At 73.0% G+C, this 19242-nt stretch carries 20 protein-coding genes; 4 read left to right on the top strand and 16 right to left on the bottom strand.

The features are described from left to right. Positions 1 to 7 precede the first annotated feature (7 nt). The 7 genes from BMW85_RS04065 to BMW85_RS04035 form a co-directional block, all read right to left on the bottom strand. Positions 8 to 454, bottom strand: coding sequence for an anthrone oxygenase family protein (locus BMW85_RS04065; RefSeq protein ID WP_091076900.1), 447 nt, complete (start codon positions 452 to 454; stop codon positions 8 to 10). Next, a complete protein-coding gene (locus tag BMW85_RS04060; RefSeq protein ID WP_245774593.1) occupies positions 454 to 1314 on the bottom strand; it encodes an LLM class flavin-dependent oxidoreductase in 861 nt (286 codons plus the stop codon). Before BMW85_RS04060 ends, BMW85_RS04065 begins: the two co-directional genes overlap by 1 nt. After that, positions 1311 to 2216: an NAD(P)-dependent oxidoreductase gene (locus tag BMW85_RS04055; RefSeq protein WP_091076896.1), complete on the bottom strand. Its 906-nt coding sequence runs from the start codon at positions 2214 to 2216 to the stop codon at positions 1311 to 1313. Before BMW85_RS04055 ends, BMW85_RS04060 begins: the two co-directional genes overlap by 4 nt. Before the next feature lie 5 nt (positions 2217 to 2221). Then, the gene (locus BMW85_RS04050; RefSeq protein WP_020546132.1) at positions 2222 to 2602 is read right to left on the bottom strand and encodes a SchA/CurD-like domain-containing protein; all 381 of its coding nucleotides are present in this window, start codon (positions 2600 to 2602) and stop codon (positions 2222 to 2224) included. After that, positions 2602 to 3339 carry an SDR family NAD(P)-dependent oxidoreductase gene (locus BMW85_RS04045; protein WP_091076893.1) on the bottom strand — a complete coding sequence of 246 codons (738 nt, stop codon included), beginning with the start codon at positions 3337 to 3339 and terminating at the stop codon, positions 2602 to 2604. The genes BMW85_RS04050 and BMW85_RS04045 overlap by 1 nt, the downstream gene beginning before the upstream one ends. 90 nt (positions 3340 to 3429) lie before the next feature. Continuing rightward, the gene (locus BMW85_RS04040; RefSeq protein WP_245774592.1) at positions 3430 to 4947 is read right to left on the bottom strand and encodes a peptide MFS transporter; all 1518 of its coding nucleotides are present in this window, start codon (positions 4945 to 4947) and stop codon (positions 3430 to 3432) included. After that, a complete protein-coding gene (locus tag BMW85_RS04035) occupies positions 4944 to 6572 on the bottom strand; it encodes an FAD-dependent monooxygenase (protein WP_091076889.1) in 1629 nt (542 codons plus the stop codon). The genes BMW85_RS04040 and BMW85_RS04035 overlap by 4 nt, the downstream gene beginning before the upstream one ends. Before the next feature lie 204 nt (positions 6573 to 6776). Here BMW85_RS04035 and BMW85_RS04030 point away from each other — a divergent pair, with 204 nt between their 5' ends. Continuing rightward, complete coding sequence (locus tag BMW85_RS04030) at positions 6777 to 7784, top strand: methyltransferase (protein ID WP_091076886.1); 1008 nt, start codon at positions 6777 to 6779, stop codon at positions 7782 to 7784. 2 nt (positions 7785 to 7786) lie between these two features. On the opposite strand, the gene BMW85_RS04025 is transcribed toward BMW85_RS04030, so the two are convergent. Then, a complete protein-coding gene (locus BMW85_RS04025; protein WP_245774591.1) occupies positions 7787 to 8884 on the bottom strand; it encodes a nucleotide disphospho-sugar-binding domain-containing protein in 1098 nt (365 codons plus the stop codon). Between the two features lie 315 nt (positions 8885 to 9199). Between BMW85_RS04025 and BMW85_RS04020 the strand changes: the two genes are divergently transcribed. After that, entirely contained in the window at positions 9200 to 9463 is a 264-nt protein-coding gene (locus tag BMW85_RS04020; RefSeq protein WP_143082084.1) for a DUF6059 family protein, read from the top strand. 2 nt (positions 9464 to 9465) lie between these two features. Here the strand turns inward: BMW85_RS04020 and BMW85_RS04015 are convergent, their stop codons facing one another. The 5 genes from BMW85_RS04015 to BMW85_RS03995 form a co-directional block, all read right to left on the bottom strand. After that, positions 9466 to 10056, bottom strand: a complete 591-nt coding sequence (locus BMW85_RS04015; RefSeq protein WP_143082083.1) for a cytochrome P450 family protein — start codon at positions 10054 to 10056, stop codon at positions 9466 to 9468. Positions 10057 to 10106: 50 nt separating this feature from the next. Next, positions 10107 to 10850, bottom strand: a complete 744-nt coding sequence (locus BMW85_RS04010) for an ABC transporter ATP-binding protein (protein ID WP_091076877.1) — start codon at positions 10848 to 10850, stop codon at positions 10107 to 10109. Beyond that, positions 10847 to 11944, bottom strand: coding sequence for a FecCD family ABC transporter permease (locus tag BMW85_RS04005; protein ID WP_177240474.1), 1098 nt, complete (start codon positions 11942 to 11944; stop codon positions 10847 to 10849). The genes BMW85_RS04010 and BMW85_RS04005 overlap by 4 nt, the downstream gene beginning before the upstream one ends. Continuing rightward, on the bottom strand, positions 11941 to 12966 hold the full coding sequence (locus tag BMW85_RS04000; protein ID WP_177240473.1) for an ABC transporter substrate-binding protein: 1026 nt from the start codon (positions 12964 to 12966) through the stop codon (positions 11941 to 11943). The genes BMW85_RS04005 and BMW85_RS04000 overlap by 4 nt, the downstream gene beginning before the upstream one ends. A 248-nt stretch (positions 12967 to 13214) precedes the next feature. Beyond that, positions 13215 to 14387 carry a hypothetical protein gene (locus tag BMW85_RS03995; RefSeq protein ID WP_091076873.1) on the bottom strand — a complete coding sequence of 391 codons (1173 nt, stop codon included), beginning with the start codon at positions 14385 to 14387 and terminating at the stop codon, positions 13215 to 13217. Positions 14388 to 14739: 352 nt separating this feature from the next. Here BMW85_RS03995 and BMW85_RS03990 point away from each other — a divergent pair, with 352 nt between their 5' ends. After that, positions 14740 to 15378, top strand: coding sequence for a class I SAM-dependent methyltransferase (locus BMW85_RS03990; protein WP_091076870.1), 639 nt, complete (start codon positions 14740 to 14742; stop codon positions 15376 to 15378). A gap of 63 nt (positions 15379 to 15441) precedes the next feature. Here the strand turns inward: BMW85_RS03990 and BMW85_RS03985 are convergent, their stop codons facing one another. Beyond that, positions 15442 to 16779 (bottom strand): aminotransferase-like domain-containing protein, encoded by a 1338-nt coding sequence (locus BMW85_RS03985; protein WP_091076868.1) that lies wholly within the window; start codon positions 16777 to 16779, stop codon positions 15442 to 15444. Between the two features lie 82 nt (positions 16780 to 16861). Between BMW85_RS03985 and BMW85_RS03980 the strand changes: the two genes are divergently transcribed. Next, positions 16862 to 17503: a LysE family translocator gene (locus tag BMW85_RS03980; RefSeq protein ID WP_091076866.1), complete on the top strand. Its 642-nt coding sequence runs from the start codon at positions 16862 to 16864 to the stop codon at positions 17501 to 17503. A 136-nt stretch (positions 17504 to 17639) separates the two neighbouring features. Here the strand turns inward: BMW85_RS03980 and BMW85_RS03975 are convergent, their stop codons facing one another. Continuing rightward, positions 17640 to 18689, bottom strand: coding sequence for a zinc-dependent alcohol dehydrogenase family protein (locus BMW85_RS03975; RefSeq protein WP_091077217.1), 1050 nt, complete (start codon positions 18687 to 18689; stop codon positions 17640 to 17642). 85 nt (positions 18690 to 18774) lie between these two features. Further along, entirely contained in the window at positions 18775 to 19182 is a 408-nt protein-coding gene (locus tag BMW85_RS03970) for a VOC family protein (RefSeq protein WP_091076863.1), read from the bottom strand. Positions 19183 to 19242 lie beyond the last annotated feature (60 nt).

The raw sequence follows: 19242 nt of genomic DNA, 5'->3' as shown, positions 1-19242 counted from the left end.
CCCATGATCAGCCCGTGATCGCCCCGACCGCGTTGGCCAGCGCGGCCAGCGCGGCCAGCGCCGTCCTGAGGAGATGCCAGCGCCGCCACAGCGGCCGCGGATCGCGCCAGCCGGCCGGGATCGTCCAGTCGGGCAGGGACTTGACCCTGCGGTTGATCGGCACGTTGCAGAAGTGCGAGACCACGGAGACCGCGGCCAGCAGGACCGCGGCCGCGCCGAACCACGGCCGCCCCGCCGCCGACACCGCCGCGAGGGCGACGTCGGCCGCGGTCGAGGAGAGCACGAGCACCGGCATCGTCGGGTCCCAGTGGCGGCCGACCAGCTTGTGCGTGTACACGTACCGGTCGGCCGGCATCGCCTGCAGCGCGGGGAAGACGCTCAGCGCCACCGCGAACAGCACGCCCGCGACGACGCCGCTGCCGACCACGACCGCGACGGACAGCACCTCGACCATCAGGCGAGCGCCACCTTGGCGATCAGATCCAGCTGCTCGGGCTCGTCGGTGCAGGGGAACAGCAGCAGCTCGTCACAGCCGCCCGCCGCGTACCCCTCGATCGTGCGCCGCAGCCCGGCCTCGTCGGCGATGACGCCCGCGGCCAGGAACTCGGCCTTCGGCCCCATGTAGGCGTAGTAGTCGAGCAGGTACGCGCGTGCCCGCTCGGCGCCGCCGGGGCCGAGGCTGACGTAGCCGAGGGCCGCCATCCTGGGCTTGCCCTCCCTGCCCTGCGCCCGCCACAGCTCGCTCAGCCGGCCCACCAGCTCCGGGTACTTGGCCGTCGACCCGCCCGGCGAGATCCAGCCGATGCCGTGCCTGGCCGCCCTGCGCATCGCGGCGGGCGAATGACCGCCGACCCACAGGGGGATGTCGCCGTTGACCGGGCGCGGGCCGATGCCGGCCGGCTCGCCACCTCCCGACCACACCTCTCTGAGACCGTCGATCATGGCGTCCAGGCGGCGGCCGCGGTCGCGGTACGGGACGCCGTTGGCGACGAAGTCGTCCTCCCTGCCGCCGGCGGCCAGCCCGACCACCAGCCGCCCGCCCGACAGGCGGTCCACGCTGGCGAGCTGCTTGGCCAGCTCCGCGACGCTCGGCCGGTAGGCGGCGAGCAGGATCGTGGTCGCCAGCCTGATCCGCTGCGTGACCGCCGCCGCGGCGGCGAGCGCCACGAGGTTGTCGTAGCTGTCGTAGACCATGCGGTCGATGGTCGCGAGGGTGCTGAACCCGCACTGCTCGGCGCGGCGCGCGAACTCCACGAGCTGACGGCCGTCCGCGCCGGGAACGGTCGTCGGCAGACCGACTCCGATGTCCATCATGCTTCTCCTGTTCCTTGGCCGGCCTGGACCTCGCCCAGGTCGACCGCGGCCATCTCCACCAGGGCGGCCGCGTCGTCGTCGCCTCCCGCGGCGAGCAGCGGCTCGTAGCGCCGGGCGGCGCACTCGACCGCCGGCAGCCCGATCCCTCGCGCCTTCGCCTCCCTCAGGACGAGGTCCAGGTCCTTGTGCATCAGCGCCGAGCGGAACCCGGCGGGGCGGTAGACCCGCTTGCGCATGAAGTCGGCGCGGAAGCCGAGCACGGGGGAGTGCCAGCCGCTGTTGCCGATCACGTCGAGCAGGAGCTCCCTGTCCATGCCCATCGCCTCGGCGAACGCGACGGCCTCGGCGAGCCCGACCGTCTGCACCCCGAGAACCAGGTTGAGCGCGAGCTTGAGCACGCCGGCATTGCCGGCCGCGCCCAGGTGGCGGACCTCCTGCGCCATCGCCTCCAGCACGCCGGCCACCTCGTCCAGATGGGACGTGGGGCCCGCGGTGAAGACGCGCAGCCTCCCGGCCGCCGCCATCTCGGGGTTGCCGATCACGCACGCCTCCACGCGCCGCACCCCGGCCGGCTCCAGCCGTTCTGCCGCCCGCCTGGCGTAGGCGGGGGAGACGGTCGTGGTGTCCACGACCGAGGTCCCCGCGCGCAGGCGGGGGAGCAGCTCCCCGAACAGCACGGCCTCCACCGCCGCCTCGTCGGCGAGGCTGAGCACGACGACGTCGGTGCCCTCGGCAGCCTCCGCCGCCGACGCGGCGACGTCCGCGCCCTGCGCGGCGAGCGGACCGGCCTTCTCCGGGGTGCGGTTGAAGACCGTGACGGGAAAGCCCGCGCGCAGGACGGCCCGCGCGATCCCGGCGCCCATGCCGCCGAGGCCGATCACCGCGACCCGCTGCGCGGCCACGGCGCTCAGCTCCCCGCCGGGTGCGTGTCGACGCTGAGCTGGCTGATGCAGCGCATGGTCGCGGCGGCGAAGTACGCCCCGAACCCCTGCGCGGTGCTGGTGTCGCGCTGCCTCAGCAGGTACGGCGCGAGCTTCTCCTCGATCAGGTGGACGCCCCGCTGCCGGGACATGTGCCGGCCGATCGCGGAGAAGTCGCCCTCGTAGTGGATGACCCTGATCATCACGTCGTCCTTGATGAACACCGCCGTGCCGAGCAGCTTGCCGACCTCCGCGCCCGACTCGTCCGAGATCACGGGCGTGTCGACGCGCTGGAAATCGGCGAAGATCGCGGCGATCTCCTCCTCATGGCCGGGCTTCACCGGATAGGTGATCGCGGCGTACGGCATCAGACTCCTCCATCCACGTTCAGGGTGGCCCCGGAGATGTACCGGGACGTGTCGCCGGCCAGGAAGAGCACCGCTCCCGCGACGTCCTCCGGCCGACAGATCCGGCCGAGCGCGGTCATCCCCACGATCCGCTCGACCACCTGCGGCGGCAGCCCCGCGCCCGGCTCCGTCTCCGTCAGCCCGGGCGCGACGAGGTTGACCCGGATCCCGCGCGGGCCGAGGTCCTTCGACAGGCCGCGGGTGAACCCGATGAGCGCGGCCTTGGACGCGGTGTAGTGCACGCCGTTCGAGCGGCCGCGCAGCGCCACCGACGATCCGATGTTCACCACCGAGGCCCCGTCGGCGAGCAGGTTCACCGCCGCGTGCGTCACCAGGTAGGCGGCCGTGACGTTGTGCTCCATGACCCGCCGCCACTCCTCCTCGCCGAGCTGCTGGAACGGCACGCCGCCGTCCACGCCGACGTTGTTCACCAGCACGTCCAGGCCGCCCAGCGTCTGCCCGGCGGCCTCGACGAGCTGCGCCGCCCCCTGGCCGGTGGTGACGTCGGCGCGTACGACGCGGTGTCCTTCGCCGTGCTCCTTCAGCGCGCGGGCGAGCTCCTCCGCGGCCTCGCCGTCGCTGCGGTGGCAGGTGACGACCCGCGCACCCGCGCGGGCGAAGGCCAGCGCCGTGGCGCGGCCGATCCCCCTGGTCCCGCCGGTCACGAGCACCCGCTTGCCGGCAAGTCCTTGCTCCATGTGGTCCTCCCTCCGATGACGAGAGCCGATCCGCCGAGGCGGCACCCCACCACCCTCGGCAGCGCCGATGGGGGCGCGCTCGAAGCGCGGTCAGCGGGCGGCACGCCCCTGCTCAACGCGGTCCGGGCGCGGCGGCGACGGCGCGAGGCCCCGGCTGATCATGCGGCGGCACAGCCCGAAGCCCAGGCCGCAGAGCGCCGCCACCGAGCCGAGCGTCAGGTAGTACAGCGGCTCCGGCATGATCTGGCTGAGCCGGACGACGCCGCTGCCGAGCCCGCCGCCGAGCCCGGCGAACAGCCACAGCATGCCGAGCGTGCGCCCGAGGAAACCGCTGGGCAGCACGTCGGCCGCGGCCGAGATGGTCACCGCGGCGATGATCACCTCGCCGCAGGCGTGCGTGAGATACACGACGATCAGCCACACCGGCGAGATCCGGCCGCCCCCCGCCGCCACGACGGTGGCGAGCGACATGATGAGGAACCCGCCGCCGACCAGCCCCAGGCTGAGGGCGAACTTCACCCCCACGTTGTCCCTGCCGCCGATGCGCGGGACCACGAGGGCGATCACGGGCGCGAGCGCCAGGATGAAGACCGGGGTGGCGACCTGCAGCCAGCTCGCCGGGATGACGAAGCCGGCCACGTCCAGGTCCACGTGGTCGCGGGCGAACAGGTTCAGCAGGGACGCTGCGTGCGCGATGATCATCCAGAAGAGCGTGGCGCCGAGGTAGACCGCCAGGAACGTCCGCAGCCGGCGGCGGTCGTCCGGGCCGAGCTCAGGATTGCGGTACAGCAGCGCGTACCCGGCGATGGGCACGACGACGCTGAGCACGCCGGTCAGCCCGATCGCCAGCGTCGCGCTCAGCACGCCGAGCAGGCCCGCCGCGACCAGCACGGCGGCCGGCACCGCGACGCAGTAGACCGTGCGGCGCGCCGCGGCGGCGCGCTCGGCCGGGGTCAGCGGGTTGACCGGCCGGTCGCCCACCCCGCCGAACTGCGGCGCGGTCACGGCGAGCTGCACGGAGGTGGCCAGCAGGACGACCGCGGGCACCAGGAAGGCGAGGTGCCAGCTCACCCGCTCGCCCAGGTAGCCGGTGACCAGCGGGGCGAGCAGCGCCGAGACCTGGGTCGCCACGTACATCAGCGAGATCCCGGCCTCCCGCGCCCGGCTCCGGTCGCCGAACATGATGTTGATCATCGCCTGGTGGTTCGGCTTGTAGACGGCCCCGCCGATCCCCAGCAGCGGCAGCCCGGCCGCGGTGGCCCAGTCGGCCGGGACGGCCAGGCACAGGTAGCCCGCGACGCTGGTCAGGCAGCCGGCCAGCAGGGCGCGCCGGTTGCCGAGCAGCCGGTCGCCCACCCAGCCGCCGACCAGCGACAGCATGAACATGAACCCGATCCAGGCGCCGAACAACGACGCCGCGTCCGCGATGTCCAGGCCCAGGCCGCCCCGGGCGCGCGGGGCCGCCGCGTACAGCACGAGGATGGCCTGGAGGCCGTAGAAGCCGAAGCGTTCGAGCGCGTCGCTGAAGAAGAGCGTGAGATACCAGTTCGGCATGCGCCGCAGCACGAGCCTGCCGTCACCGGCGAACTCGGCCCCGCCCGCGCTCACCGGGGCTCGCCCGTCTCTGCGTCGTGGCCGCAGGCGCGCGCGAGGGCGCCGGTGAGCTCGGACTCCGCGTCCGCGGCCGGCCCGGCGGAGCGCCAGGCGACGAAGGCGTCCGGCCGGACGAGGACCGCGCCCCCTTCCGAGATCCCGTACGCGCCGGCCCAGTCACGCTCGACAGACCTCAGGTCGCCGTCCGCGCCCACCCGGTACGCGCGCAACGGCGCCACATCGCGCACCCCGACCCGTTCCGCGGCCCGCTTCCAGGCGTCACCCTCGCTCCCGGTCAGGAGCACGAAACCATCCCAGAACAGGTCGATCGTGGACAGGCGGGCACCGTCCCGCTCCAGCCAGACGTGGGGCGCCCGCGTCCCCGGCTCCGCGGTCAGCCGCAGATTGGGCGTGAGCACTGGGCTGTCAGGTACCCCCGTGAGCACGTCCGACCGGTAGCGGTAGCCGAGGGTGATGATGATGTCGTCCACCATGGACGCCACCGTCTCCTCGTCCGCGTAGCCGTGCCTGATGCGGTTGCGCACCATCGCCTGCTCGGCCATGGCCCGCCCGACCCCGCGCCGCTCGGCGTCGTAGCTGTCCAGCAGGGCGTCCCCGCCCCACCCGGTCAGCGCCGCGCTGAGCTTCCACGCGAGATTGTGCGCGTCGTGGATACCGGTGTTGGCGCCGAAGCCGCCGGCGGGAGGATGCACGTGCGCGGCGTCCCCGACGAGGAACACGCGCTCGCGCCGGAACGTCTCGGCCACGAGCTGGGCGCCCTGCCACGGCACCTTCGCGACGATCTCCACCTTCATGTCCGGCTTCCCGGCGGCGGTGCGGACGATGTCGACACATCGCTCGTCCGGGTAGTCCTCGGGCGTCTCGCCCTTCTCCGGGTAGTACAGCGGCGCGGCCAGCCACGGGTCCACGCCGTGCAGCCGGGACAGACCCATGAGCGTGCCCGGCGCCGCCATGGCGTAGCACAGGATGAACTTGCGGCCCTTGAGCAGCTCCTCCAGCTCGGGGGCCCGGAAGTAGACGCTCAGCGCGTTGAACACCGTCCCCCGGCCCTCGCGGCGCAGCCCCAGCAGGTGCCGGGTGCGGCTGTTCGCGCCGTCCGCGCCCACCAAATAGTCGGCCCTGACCGTGATCTGCTCGCCGGTGTCCTTGTCCTCGACGAGCGCGGTCACCCCGTCGGCGTCCTGGGTGAAGGACAGCAGCCGGTGGCGAAAGCGCACCTCGCCGCCCTGCCGGCGTACCAGGTCGACGAGGACCCGCTCGTAACGGTCCTGCCCGCAGCCCATGACCCGCTCCGGGCTGATCTCCGGGCCGTCCAGCGACGGCGCCTCCAGCACGACCGCGTCGTCGATCTCGGCGAACGTGTTGACCTGGAGGATCCCGCCCTCGAAGTAGGCGTGGGAGTCGCCGACCTCCAGCGCGCGGATCTCCCGGTTCACCCCGGCCGCGCGGAACAGCTCCATGGTCCGCGCCTGGAGACCGGGCGCGCGCGGCAGTTGGGAGGTGCTGTCGCGCTTCTCGACCAGCAGCGTCGGCACCCCGTGGCACCCGAGGAAGAGGGCGGTTGACAGGCCGACGGGTCCACCGCCCACGACCAGTACCGGAACACGCACGTCACTCATGGTCGATTCCTTCTTGCTCGACCGAACTGTCCCTGATGTCGTACCGGCGGGTACTCGAAGATCTCTGTCATCTGAAGCAGGCAGGCCGCTGCCCTCGCGGCTCCAACGCCGTTCGAGCGAATCTCCACGCTCACGCCGAACAGTGGGCACGGCCCGGACCACAAGGAGAAGGGCCGCTACCACAGGAGAAGGGAGCGCCGTGATATGACGACTGCCACGGCCGGCCGGGACACGGCGGCGGGAATCCTCCGCCTCGGCAACGCTTTCTGCGACGCCAAGGCATTGCTCACCGCGGTCGAGCTCGGCGTGTTCGACGCGCTGCACACCGGGCCGGCCACCGCGGACGAGCTGAGGGAGCGGCTCGGCCTGAACGGCCGCGGCCTCAGCGACTTCCTCCAGCTGCTCGTCGCGCTCGACCTGCTGACCGAGGACGGCGGACGCTACCGCAACGCCCCGGGCGCGGACCGGTTCCTGGTGCGCGAGCTGCCGTCGTACGTCGGCGGCTTCCTGCTGCGCTCCAACCGCAACCTCTACCCGGCCTGGGGCAAGCTGACCGAGGCCCTGCGCACCGGCGCGCCGCAGGCCGCGGGGAGCTTCGACGACGTCATCGCCGATCCCGGCCTGCTGGGCCAGTTCGTCCGGATGATGGACGCGCTGACCCAGATCATCGGGCCGGAGCTCATCGACGCCTACGACTGGTCCGGGCAACGGTCCGTGCTCGACGTCGGCGGCTGCCGGGGCAACCTGGCCGGCCAGATCGTCAAGGCCCACCCCGAACTGAGCGGGCTCGTGTTCGACCTGCCGCAGATGGAGCCGTTCTTCGACGAGCACATGGCCGAGATGGGCCTGACCGGGCGGGTCTCCTTCCACGGCGGGGACTTCTTCAAGGACCCGCTGCCCGCGGCCGACGTGGTGCTGATGGGCCACGTCCTGCACGACTGGGACGAGTCGCAGCGCCGGGGCCTGGTGCACAAGGCGTACGACGCGGTGAACCCCGGCGGCACGCTGCTGGTGTACGACCGCATGCTCGACGACGCGCGCAGCCGGGTGGAGAACCTGGTGATCAGCCTGGACATGCTGCTGGTGTCCACGGGCGGGTCCGAGTACACCTCGGAGGAGCTACGCGGGCACGCCGAGTCCGCCGGCTTCACCTCGGTGACCGTGACCCCGCTCGGCGACTTCGACACCCTGGTCGTCTGCCGCAAGGACTGATCTCACCGGTCCGCGAGCTGGACGAGCGTCTCCAGCTCGCGGGCCACGGCGGCGGGCGAGGGCCGCGCGGCCAGCTCGGCGCGCAGCCCGTCCGCCGCCGCCCCGCACGCCAGCACGTCGGGCAGCGCTGCCGCGATCAGCTCGGGGTCGCCGGTCCCGGCGGGGAGCGCGACACCCGCCCCCGCCCCCGCCACGGCGGCGGAATGCCGTACGTGGTCGGGCAGGCACGGGATGAGCAGCAAGGGAAGCCCCTGGGCCAGCGCGGTCAGGACGGTCCCCGCGCCCCCGTGGCAGACGACCGCCTCGCAGCGGGGAAGCAGCAGATGCAGCGGGACCGACTCGACGACGTGCGCGTCCGGGGGCAGCTCGCCGAGGAGCGACCGCTGCTCGGCCGTGACCGCCAGGACCACCCGGGCCCGGCCGGCGAGCGCGCGGGCCACCCGCCCGGCCAGGAAGAGCCGCTTGTCCACCCGCGCCGGGGTGGTGCCCCACGTGACGCACACCCGCGGTAGACCGGAGCCCCCGCCACCGGGCAGCGGGCGCGGGAGCCGCCCGGGGCCGTTGAAGGGCACGTAACGCAGCGGGATCCGGCGGGAGGGAGCCGGCACCTGCAGACCGGACGGCCAGGGATCCACGGTCGCCACCCCCGCCAGGTCGACCCCGGGCAGACCCAGCCGGTCGCACAGCGGCCCCAGCGCCTGGTGCAGGAAGGGAGCCGCGTTCCCCAGCAGGTCGGTGCCGAACAGGTGCCGTACGTGCGGGACGCCCAGCGCCGCGGCGGCCACCGGCCCCGCCAGGCACGTCGACTCCGAGACGATCAGATCGGCTCGCCAGCCGCGCCCCAGGGCGACCAGCTCGGGCGCCATCGCCTCGGCGATCGCTGCGAACAGCCCCACCACCCGCGGCCCGCCCCGCGCGCCCTCTCCGGGAGGAGCGGACGAGGGGAAGGCGATGTCATGAAAGGCGGCCGGCGCGTCCACGTCTCGCCCGACGGCCGCGGCCGGCAGCCCCGTGTGCCGGACGGTCTCCAGCAGCTCCGGCTGGGTCGCGACGAGCACCTCGTGCCCGGCCGCGCGCAGCGCCCACGCGAGGGGAACCATCGCGTACAAGTGTGACGGCCAGGCCCAGGTCGTGAAGATCACCCGCATGGGGGCATCCCACCACGTGCCGCTCCAGCGGCACTCGAGCCTGAGGAGAGGCCCCGCCTGACCAGCCCTCACCCCCGCCCCGCGGTCGAGGCGCCCCTCTCCGAGACCGCCCGCGAGCCGGCCCGCACTGGGCATGAACCGGGTGGACCGGGCGGGGAACGACCTGGACGGGGCGCGAACCGCCCGGCCGGTGAGGTCGGCCGTACTCCCGCTCGACCGGCGCTTGAACGGGCCGGAGGATACTGCGCGCGGATGGAGGTGATGTCCGTGCCGGAAGACCCGCTGCGCCGGGCCCGCCGGGTGCTGCGCCGCCTCGCCGGCGGCCTGTGGCAAGGGATGATCCACTACGGTCTCTTCGCCGCGATGGGCCCCGCGCCGCTGCTCAAGGAGCCCGCCCCCGGAGCCGGACACCCCTCCGGCGACCTCGCGCCCGAACCCGCCACGCCACCCGGACATCCCGAACGGGTGCTGCCCGACGTTCCGCCGACCGGCGCGGAGGAACACCTGTGGCGCCAACTGGGACACCTTTGACCTCAGCGTCCCATCCCGGTACCGGCCCAGGCGCGCACCGCGGCGGCCGCCACCATCCGTTCGAACGCGCCCCCCAGCCCGCCCGGCTGGGCCGGCTCACCCGGCTCGGAAGTCGTCCGGGGGCCGGCCTGCAGCGCGGCGGCGATCTCCGCGCGCGCCAGGACGTACGCCGCCGTGAGGGCGGCCTGCCCGAGCCGGAGCACCTGCGTCTCGGGCAACTCCGCCCGCAGCAGATCGCTGATGAGATCGTCCCCGGGCCGGCAGCTCCTGACCTCGACCAGCTCGGCGAGATAACCCTCGATCAGCTCACCCGCGTCCGCGCCCGCCTCGGCGTCCGGGTGCGTGTCCAGGTGAGCCGTCGCGTCGTCGAGCCAGTCGGCGAGCGCGTCCCGGTCGCGTTCCGGCACCCCCAGGAGCTTGCCGGCCGCCATCGCCGCCAGCAGCCGCGCCACCTCGGCAGGGGAGACGCCCCCCTCCTGGGAGGCCAGTTCCTCGGCCATCCGCTCGACACACGGACGCAGTGCTTCGACCCGTTCGTGACCAGGCACGACAGATGCTCCCGGCACGAACGCTTCGGCGGGGTCATTCCTCATACGCGCAGCCTGCTCCGTCACGCTTGAGTATCGCTCGACCCGGCCTCCGGTCACGGTTCCTCCGGGAGCCGTTCGAAGACGAGCTGGGGCCGGCGCACCGCCCGCACCCCGTACACCTCGGAGATCAGATCGGGAGTGAGGACCTCGTGGGGCGGGCCGCCGGCGACGACGCGGCCGGCGTTCATGACGTAGAGGCGGTCGCAGAAGGCGGCGGCCTGGTTGAGGTCGTGCAGCACCGCCAGGGTGGCGATCCCCAGATCGCGGATCAGGTGCAGGAGTTCGAGCTGGTGGCGGATGTCGAGATGACTGGTGGGCTCGTCGAGCAGGAGCAGGCGCGTCCGCTGGGCGAGGGCGCGGGCGAGCAGGACCCGCTGCTTCTCGCCGCCGGACAGGGTGGCGAAGATCCGTCCGGCGGCGGCGCTCAGGCCGACCCGGTCCAGCGCGCCGGCGCACACCGCCTCGTCGGTGGCGGCGTCCGCCTTGTAGGGGGTACGGCCCATCGCGACGATCTCCGCCACGGTGAAGTCCAGGTCGGCCGGGATCTCCTGGGCGAGGACGGCCGTACGCCGCGCCGCCTCGCGGGCCGGCAGCCGGTGCACGTCGTCGCCGTCCACGGCGATGAGCCCGGCGGACGGGCGCAGGGCCCGGTAGACGGCGCGGAGCAGGGTGGACTTGCCGCAGCCGTTCGGCCCGACCAGGCCGACGAGCTCGCCGTCGGCCACCCGCAGCCCCGCCTCGCGCACGATCGGGTGACCGTCCAGCGTGACGGCCACCCCCCGCAGGTCGAGCCTCATCCGACGGTCACCGCCCGGTCCACGGAGCGGCGGCGCAGCAGCCACAGGAAGAACGGCACGCCGAACAGCGCGGTGACGATGCTCAGCGCCAGCTCCTGCGGCGCGTTGACGGTCCGCGCCGCGATGTCCACGAGCTGCAGGAACACGGCGCCGAGCAGGGCCGTCACCGGCAGCACCCGGCGGTGGTCGGCGCCGACGAGCAGGCGCGCGGCGTGCGGCACGATCAGGCCGACGAACGCGATCGCGCCGCTGGTCGCCACCATCACCCCGACCAGCAGCGAGGTCAGCACGAACAGGGTCAGGCGGAAACGGCTGACGTTCACGCCGAGAGAGACGGCCGTCTCCTCCCCGGCGGCCAGCGCGTTCAGCGGACGGTGCTGAGTCAGCAGGTACGCCACCCCGACGGCGAGCACGACGGCGGGCAGCGGCAGCAGGTGCCAGCGGGCCCCGCCGAGGCTCCCCATCAGCCAGAAGAGCACCTGCTGCGCGGCCCGCCCGCTCTGCGCCAGCTGCAGCACGAAGCTGTAGGCGGCCTGGAACAGGTACGCCAGCGCCACCCCGGCCAGCACCAGCCGCGACGGCGTGAGCCGCCCGGCCCGCTGCGCCAGCACGTACACGAGCCCGAGGGCCAGCAGCGACCCCGCGAAGGCGGCGGCCGACAGCGACAGCCCGCCCAGCGCCGAGGCCCCCAGGATCAGCACGAGCACCGCCCCGAACGACGCACCCGAGGAGACGCCGAGCAGGAACGGGTCGGCGAGGGGGTTGCGGACCAGTGCCTGCAGCACCGCCCCGACCACCGCCAGCCCGGCCCCGACCAGCAGCGCCAGCAGCGCGCGCGGCAGCCGGAACTCCCAGATGATCTGCTCCTGGACCGGCGTCCACGTACGCGGCACCGCGCCGGGCACCAGCCGGTCGGCCACGATGCCCCACGCCTGGGGCAGGGCGACGGGCACCGCGCCGATGCTCACCGCGAGCCAGGTCGAGGCGACGGCGGCGCCGGCGAGCGCGATGACGAGCAGGACGAACCGGCTCACCCGCCGGCCACGGAGGACGTGCCCGGCCGGAGCCGGGCTCCGCGTGGTGGTGCCGGTCACTGCGCGAAGGCGTCCGGGTGCAGGAACCGGGCGAGGTCGGTGACGGCCAGAAGGTTGCGGTAGCCGGGATGCTGGGCCGCCACGGGCAGGGCGAGATAGCGCTTGTCCTTGGCCGCCGGGCTGTTCCTGGCGATGGCGAACGCCTCCTCGGCCTTGGCCGGCGAGCTCGGCGTGTCCTCGCCGCGCAGCGTGGCGTAGTCGCTGACCAGCAGCGCCTCCGGCTGGGACGCGCTGACCTCCTCGGCGCTCACCTCGGTGTAGTCGGCCTTGACCCCGGCCAGCACGTTCACGCCGCCCGCCATGGTGATCATCTGGTTCGTGACGCCGGCGCCGCCGTACGCGTTGACCGGGCCCTTGCCGCCGTCCGTGGCCAGCACCTTGACCGGCGTACGGCCCTCGACGCGCTTCTTGACGTCCGCGAGCCGTCCCTGCAACTCGGTGACCAGCTTCTCGGCCCGGTCGGGGACGCCGAAGATCCGGCCGAGGTTGCGCAGGTCGGTGAAGGTGTCGTCGAGGGTGAACCGCAGCACCTCCTCGGGGCTGCACCAGCCGCCCAGGATGTAGACCGGTGAGCCGGCCGCGTCCAGCTCCTCCACGGTCGCGTAGCCGCCGGCGGCGTCGAAGCTCGCCATCGCGTTGTCCAGGACGAAGTCAGCGCCCTGGGAGAGCATGACCTCCTTCTGCGGCAGCATGATCGTCTCGCTGATCTGCGGGATCTTGTCGTACTGCTCCTTCTGCCCCGGCAGGAACGCGCTCTCACCGAAGAACGTGCGCCCGGTGATCCGGTCGCCCAGGCCGAGGGCGAGCAGGGTCTCCAGGGCGGGGTGGTAGCCGGTGACCACCTTGGACGGCGGCCGGTCGAAGGTGAGCTCGCGCCCACAGTTCTCGACCGTCACCGGGAACCCGGCCGGCGCCGCCTGCCCGTTCTCCTGGACGGCCTCGCGGGCGGCCTCCTGGACGGCCGGGGTCTGCCCACAGGCGGTCAGTGTCAGAGCCGTCGCGAGGACGAGCAGCCTTCTCATGGTGGTCTCCGGAGACGAGCGGTCGGTCGTGCTGAGAAAACACCACATTCTGCTCATAAATCGCAATTGCAAGCAACTCGCAATAAGTTCACCAGCGATCAAAGGTGGGGCGGTGGCACACGCTGTCGCCGCAGGGGTCACGACAGAGGGCGTACGGCAGGGGGCGTACGGCAGAGGGCATACGGCAGAGGGCGTACGGCAGGGGGCCGCAGCAGTGGACGGCGGCCGGGGGGCAGCAGGCCAGGCGATCACAGCAGACGGTCGCGCCGGGCAGCCGCCGCCTGCCGGACTTCGGCGAAGAACGACGCGGTGCGGCGCTCCCGCCACTCCTCCTCGTCGAGGCCCTCCTCGTTGGGACCCTCCTCTCCGGGGCCCTCCTCCTGGGGTACGCCCGTCTCGTCGCGTTCTGTGGCGTATTCGGCGTACAGCAGCCAGCAGCCGCGGATCCCGCTGAGCAGGTCCTCCAGAAGGTCGAGGGCCGGACGGGCGGGATCCAGAGGGGTGAGCCGCAGGCCGAGGGCGTCGAGGCGCGGCTCACGCTGATCCTCGCGCCACTGGGCGAGCAGCCGTTCGGCAGCGTCGATCCGCTGCCGGAGCTGCGCGAGGTCGGGGATCTCACCTTCGGCGACCCGCAGGGCCTCGCGGATCAGTGACATCACCGCCTGGCGAGGGGAGGCGCCGTCGGCCATCAGCTCCAGGACGAGGGTGGGCGTCTCGTGGGGGAGCGCCTCGATGGTGTCGGCCTCGACCACGATCTGCGCGGCCGGCAGCCCGGCGTACTCGGCGGTGACAGTGGCCGCCGCGTCCAGCCAGTGCGCGGCGGCGACGGCGGCGGCGGCCGGGTCGATCTCGGTGAAGAGCGTCTCGGGGCCGAACGGGTCGTCGTGCAGCAGGTTGTTCGCCTGGGCAACCTGGACGGGGGAGGCGTCCTCGCGGGTGAGGGCGACCGCCTGGCGGGCGCGTTCGGCCAGGTTGCCCAGCTCGGCCTGCTCGATGGCGGCCAGCTCCGCGGCGACGTCGATGGTGACGCGGGTGGTCAGTTCGGCGGAGCCGAGCGCGTGCAGGGCCCGGCCCACCCGGTGCGCGGCCTCTTCGACCCGTACGAAGGACCGGGCCAGGTATCCGTCCGAGGGCAGGTTCGGGCGGGTCAGCGCGGTGAGGACGACGGCGAATGCGTCGCGCTCCGCCTGCCGGCGCTCGCCTTCCGAGCCGGGCTCCTGGCTGCCGGCGGCGCTGGCCGGATGCGTGTAGCACCGCCAGCAGACCTCGGAGAGCCTGGTCAGCGCCCTGGCCAGGGCGAGGGCGTCGTGGGTGGACATCCCGGCGGGAAGATCGGCTACCACCGCCGCGGTGTCCCCCAGCCCCGTGTTCCAGGAGGCGATGAGGGCGTTGCGGCTGCGATCGACGGCGTACCGGGTCAAGAGGGCTCCTCGCAGGTGAGCGTGGACGATGCTGGGACACGCCCAGCATGGAGCATCGCACCCCACCCAGAACCCGAATCCGCCCCCACGCCCTCGCGGAGTGCCCGCCAGGCACGAAGCCGCGAGGTGCCGGGCGGCTACGGGGCCTGGGGTGTCGGGCGGGCGCGGGCCGCGAGGCGCCGGACGTACGCGGGGCTGTGGGGCGCCGGGCGGACATGGAGCCAGAGGGTGCAGGCTGCCGGGCGCGGGGCAGGGGGCCGGGCAGGCACGAAGTCGCGAGGCGATGGCCGGCCGCGGGACCGTGGGGCGACGGGCGGGTGCGGGGGGTGGTCCTCGGGTAGGGTGGCCCGTCATGATCGAACGCCCCTCCTACCTCACCACCACGGCGAACGCCTACGACGCCGTCGCCGCCCTGTACGCCCGCCTCTTCCAGAACGCGCTCGACGACCAGCCGCTGGATCGCGCGGCGCTGGAGGTGTTCGCCGAGGTCGTACGGACCGGCGGGGGCGGACCGGTCGCCGAGCTCGGCTGCGGCCCCGGCTATGTGACGGCGTACCTGCGGAAGCTGGGGCTGGACGTCTTCGGCCTCGACCTGTCGCCGGTGATGATCGATCTCGCCCGTGAGGCGTATCCGGAGCTGCGCTTCGAGGTCGGCTCGATGGACGCCCTGGATCTGGCCGACGACGAGTTGCGGGGCATCGTGTCCTGGTATTCGGTCATCCACGTGCCGCCGCCGGAGCTGCCGGCGTACTTGAGGGAGTTCGGGCGGGTCCTGGCCTCTGGCGGCCATCTCCTGCTCGGCTTCTTCGAGTCCGAAGGGGAGCCGGTGACGCCGTTCGATCACAAGGTGACGACGGCGTACCGGTGGCCGATCGACGAGCTGGCCGCGCTGGCACGCGAGGCCGGCTTCGCCGAGGTCGGCCGGGTGCTGCGCGAGCCGCACGAGGGGGAGCGGTTCCGCCAGGGCCGTCTGCTGATGCGCCGGCAGTAGAGGCGGATCTCCCGCCCAAGATCGCCAGAAGCCGCCAGAAGTCGCCCGAGGTCGCCGGAAGGGTCACTCGGCGAGGAGGTCGTCCGGGGTGGACCTGGCGAGGCCGGCGAGGACGGCCAAGGCCCGGGAGAGGGTCTCCGGCGAGGGTGAGGCGAGGCCGAGGCGGACGGCGTTGGGGGCGCTGTTCCGTCCGACCGCGAACGCGGCCCCGGGAGTGACCGCGATGCCGTGCCGGGCGGCGGCGGCCACGAACGTGTCGGCCCGCCACGGTGCCGGCAGCTCCCACCAGCAGTAATAGGAGCGCGGGTCGCTGCGCACGGCGAAACCGGCGAGGTGGGTCGCGGCGATCTCCTGGCGCATGGCCGCGTCCTGCTGCTTGGCGTCGGCCACCGACCGCGCGGTGTCGTCGCTCAGCCACCGGGTGGCCGCCTCCAGCGCGAACCGCATCGGCGTCCACCCGCCCGAGCGCAGCGCCGTCGCGACGGACGCGACGGCGGCGTGCGGCGGGACCGCGAAGCCGAGCGACAGGCCAGGCGCGAGCCGCTTGGACAGGCTGTCGACGAGGACCGTGTGCTCGGGGGCGTACGCGGCCAGCGGCGGCAGGTCGTCGCGGAGGAATGACCAGATCGCGTCCTCGATCGCGACCAGGTCCAGGCGGGCGAGGACGCTCGCGAGCTCGGCCCTTCGCTGCTCGGGCATGCTGATCGACAGCGGGTTGTGCATGGTCGGCTGGACGTAGACGGCCTTCAGCGGGGCTTTGCGCGCGGCGTTCGCGAGGTCCGCGGGATCGAGGCCCGCCGCGTCGGCCCGCAGCGGGACGAGCGTGACGCCGGCTCGGGCCGCGATGCCCTTGAGCACCGGGTAGGTGAGCTCCTCCACCCCGAGACGCCCGCCGGGAGGGACGAACGCGGAGAGCGCCGCCGCGATCGCCTGACGGCCGTTGCCCGCGAACAGCAGCCGCTCGGGGTCCGGGCGCCACCGCCCGCGCGCGAGCAGGTCGGCGACCACGCCACGGGCCGACGGGGTGCCCGCCGCGCCGACCGGCCGCATGACCGACTCCAGCACGTCGGGGCGGAGCAGCGGGTTGATGCCGTCGGCGAGGAGCTTCGCCTGACCGGGGACGACGGGATAGTTGAGCTCCAGGTCGATCCGGCTGCCGGCGGGCTCGGCCAGGGCCGGCCCCGGCCGCGGGTCGGCGGCCCGGACGAACGTGCCGCGGCCCACCTCTCCCACGGTCAGGCCCCGGCGGGTCAGCTCCTGGTAGACGCGAGCGGCGGTGGAGCCGGCGATGCGGTGCTTGCGCGCGAACGCCCGCTGCGGCGGCAGCCGGTCGCCCGGCCGCAGCCGCCCCGCCGCGATCTCCCCGGCGATCAGGTCGGCGATCGCTCTGAAGTCCTCCACCTTCGACCCACCCAATCCCCTCATTGCTCCGACTTCAATTCATCGTATTGTACCGAGATCGCCAGGTCGATAGCTTCGTTCCATGGTCGAACAAACCGCGGTGCTCGGGGTGGCTTCCGTAGGTCTCGGGATGGTGCTGTCACCGGGGCCCAACATGATGTACCTGATCTCCAGGAGCACCAGCCAGGGTCGCCGGGCCGGCATCATCTCCCTGGCCGGGGTCGCCGCCGGGTTCCTCGTCTACCTCGTGGGGGCGAACCTCGGCCTGGCCGTGCTGTTCGCCGCCCTCCCCGGACTCCTCACCGTGATCCGGGTCGCGGGCGCGCTCTACCTGCTGTGGCTGGCCTGGCAGACGCTCAAGCCCGGCGGGATGTCCGTCTTCGCATCGAAGGACGTGCCGCCGGAGCCGCCGCGCCGGCTGTTCCTCATGGGCCTGATGACCAACCTGCTCAACCCGAAGATCGCGCTGCTCTACGTCGCCGTCATCCCGCAGTTCATCGTGCTCGACCAGGGGAACGTCCTGCTCCAGGGCACCGTGCTCGGCTGTGTGCAGATCGCCGTCGCCCTCCTGGTCAACCTCGCGATCGTGCTGGCCGCCGGCGGCATCGCCGGTTTCCTGGCCGTCCGCCCCACCTGGCTCCGGGCGCAACGCCTGGTCATGGGGTCCCTCCTCGCCGTACTCGCGATCATGCTCGCCGTCATGCCGCAGGGGGCCATGTCCTGAGGGCGGCCGGCGATGCGGGCGGTGGCCGCCGCCATTCCGCGGTTCCGCGTAGCTCGCACTGATATTCATGGTCGGGCCCCGACCGGCGGCCTCCGGCGGCTGTCCACCTGCCGTGGCCGCCGACGGGACGCGACCCTCAGCCTTCCGCCTCCCTGGACAGGACGACCTTCAGCGCCCCGGTGTCCGCGGCGTCGGAGAACGTCTGGTAGGCCGCCTCCATGTCGTTCAGCCCGAACCGGTGCGTGATGAACGTGGTCGGGTCGAGCCGGCCCGCAGCGACCATGTCGAGCAGGGCCGGAGTGGAATACGTGTCAACGAGACCGGTGGTGATGGTCAGGTTGCGGATCCACAGGTCTTGGAGGTGCAGGGTCACCGGAGCGCCGTGCACGCCGACGTTGGCGACGTGCCCGCCGGGCCGGACCAGGCGGGTGCACAGTTCGAAGGTGTCGGGAACGCCGACCGCCTCGATGGCGACGTCCGCGCCGAGCCCGTGGGTGAGCTCGGCCACCGCGGCGATCGGGTCGTCGGCGGCGCCGACCACGATGTCCGCGCCCAGCCGTTTCGCGGCTTCCAGCCGTGAGGCGGCCAGGTCGACGGCGACGATGTGGCTCGGCGTGAACAGTCGCGCGGTCGTGATGGCCGCCAGGCCGATGGGCCCGGCGCCGACCACGACGACGGTGTCGCCCGGTCGCACCCGGCCGTTGAGCACGCCGACCTCGTACGAGGTGGGCAGGATGTCGGCGAGCATGAGCGCCGCCTCGCTGCTCACTGCCTCGGGCAGCGCGTGGGTGGAGGTGTCGGCGAACGGGACGCGGACGTACTCGGCCTGGGTGCCGTCGATGCGGTGGCCGAGGATCCAGCCGCCGCCGCCCAGGCACTGCCCGTACATCCCGGTCCGGCAGTAGCGGCAGCGGCCGCACGCGTTGATGCAGGAGACCAGCACCCGGTCGCCCTGCTTGACGGTGGTGACCGCGTCGCCGGTCGCCATGACGGTGCCGACCGCCTCGTGGCCGAGGATCCGGCCGGGCTCGACGGCGGGGACGTCGCCCTTGAGAATGTGCAGGTCGGTGCCGCAGATCGTGACGGTGTCCACGCGCACGATCGCGTCCGTCGGCTCGACGAGCCGCGGATCCGGAGTCTCCTCCCAGGCGCGCCGGCCTGGCCCGTGATAGATCAGCGCCTTCATCAGGACCTCCTTGTCCTTTCCCTCCACCATCACCCCTGATGGAGGGGCGGGAAAAGGGACGAAGGTCCTCGGTCGCGCCGCCTCATCAGGAGGGGGCGTACTGGGTCGCGTACTCCTCCGTCGGTGCGATCGGCGTGATCACGTCCACGAGCACGCCGTTCGGATCGGCGACGATGAAGTGGCGCTGGCCGAAGTCCTCGTCGCGCAGCGTCAGCTCCGGCGCGAGCCCTTCGCGGACTACCAGCCGCTCCCATTCGGCGTCGACGTCAGCCACCTCGAAGTTGAGCAGCAGCCCAGCGACCGGCCGGCGGTAGGCCGCGGGCAGCGTCGGGTGCTCGTGGTCGAGCAGGGCGAGCTCGTACGGCCCGCGGCGCAGGCTCACGTACCAGTCGGCCTCGAAGGTCACCTCATAACCGAACAACCGGACGTAGAAGTCCTTCGACGCGGCCAGGTCCGCGGTGCACACCACCGGATACACGCTGCTCAGCTCCATGCGCTCCTCCTTGTCAGCTTCACATACCGTCGGTATGTCGGCGTACGCTAGTTGAGATAC

Source organism: Nonomuraea wenchangensis (genome assembly GCF_900111685.1).
Lineage (GTDB): Bacteria > Actinomycetota > Actinomycetes > Streptosporangiales > Streptosporangiaceae > Nonomuraea > Nonomuraea wenchangensis.
Note: the sequence above shows the minus strand (reverse complement) of the source record. Positions and strands in the feature narration are given on the sequence as shown.

What these genes read in the sequence shown, in the direction of transcription:
- BMW85_RS03990 (WP_091076870.1), top strand. Translation starts at nt 14,740, where the DNA reads ATGATCGAACGCCCCTCCTACCTCACCACCACGGCGAACGCCTACGAC.
- BMW85_RS04060 (WP_245774593.1), bottom strand. Translation starts at nt 1,314, where the DNA reads ATGATGGACATCGGAGTCGGTCTGCCGACGACCGTTCCCGGCGCGGAC.
- BMW85_RS04045 (WP_091076893.1), bottom strand. Translation starts at nt 3,339, where the DNA reads ATGGAGCAAGGACTTGCCGGCAAGCGGGTGCTCGTGACCGGCGGGACC.
- BMW85_RS03970 (WP_091076863.1), bottom strand. Translation starts at nt 19,182, where the DNA reads ATGGAGCTGAGCAGCGTGTATCCGGTGGTGTGCACCGCGGACCTGGCC.
- BMW85_RS04035 (WP_091076889.1), bottom strand. Translation starts at nt 6,572, where the DNA reads ATGAGTGACGTGCGTGTTCCGGTACTGGTCGTGGGCGGTGGACCCGTC.
- BMW85_RS04015 (WP_143082083.1), bottom strand. Translation starts at nt 10,056, where the DNA reads ATGAGGAATGACCCCGCCGAAGCGTTCGTGCCGGGAGCATCTGTCGTG.
- BMW85_RS04050 (WP_020546132.1), bottom strand. Translation starts at nt 2,602, where the DNA reads ATGCCGTACGCCGCGATCACCTATCCGGTGAAGCCCGGCCATGAGGAG.
- BMW85_RS04030 (WP_091076886.1), top strand. Translation starts at nt 6,777, where the DNA reads ATGACGACTGCCACGGCCGGCCGGGACACGGCGGCGGGAATCCTCCGC.
- BMW85_RS04025 (WP_245774591.1), bottom strand. Translation starts at nt 8,884, where the DNA reads ATGGTTCCCCTCGCGTGGGCGCTGCGCGCGGCCGGGCACGAGGTGCTC.
- BMW85_RS03980 (WP_091076866.1), top strand. Translation starts at nt 16,862, where the DNA reads ATGGTCGAACAAACCGCGGTGCTCGGGGTGGCTTCCGTAGGTCTCGGG.
- BMW85_RS04010 (WP_091076877.1), bottom strand. Translation starts at nt 10,850, where the DNA reads ATGAGGCTCGACCTGCGGGGGGTGGCCGTCACGCTGGACGGTCACCCG.
- BMW85_RS03975 (WP_091077217.1), bottom strand. Translation starts at nt 18,689, where the DNA reads ATGAAGGCGCTGATCTATCACGGGCCAGGCCGGCGCGCCTGGGAGGAG.
- BMW85_RS04065 (WP_091076900.1), bottom strand. Translation starts at nt 454, where the DNA reads ATGGTCGAGGTGCTGTCCGTCGCGGTCGTGGTCGGCAGCGGCGTCGTC.
- BMW85_RS04000 (WP_177240473.1), bottom strand. Translation starts at nt 12,966, where the DNA reads ATGAGAAGGCTGCTCGTCCTCGCGACGGCTCTGACACTGACCGCCTGT.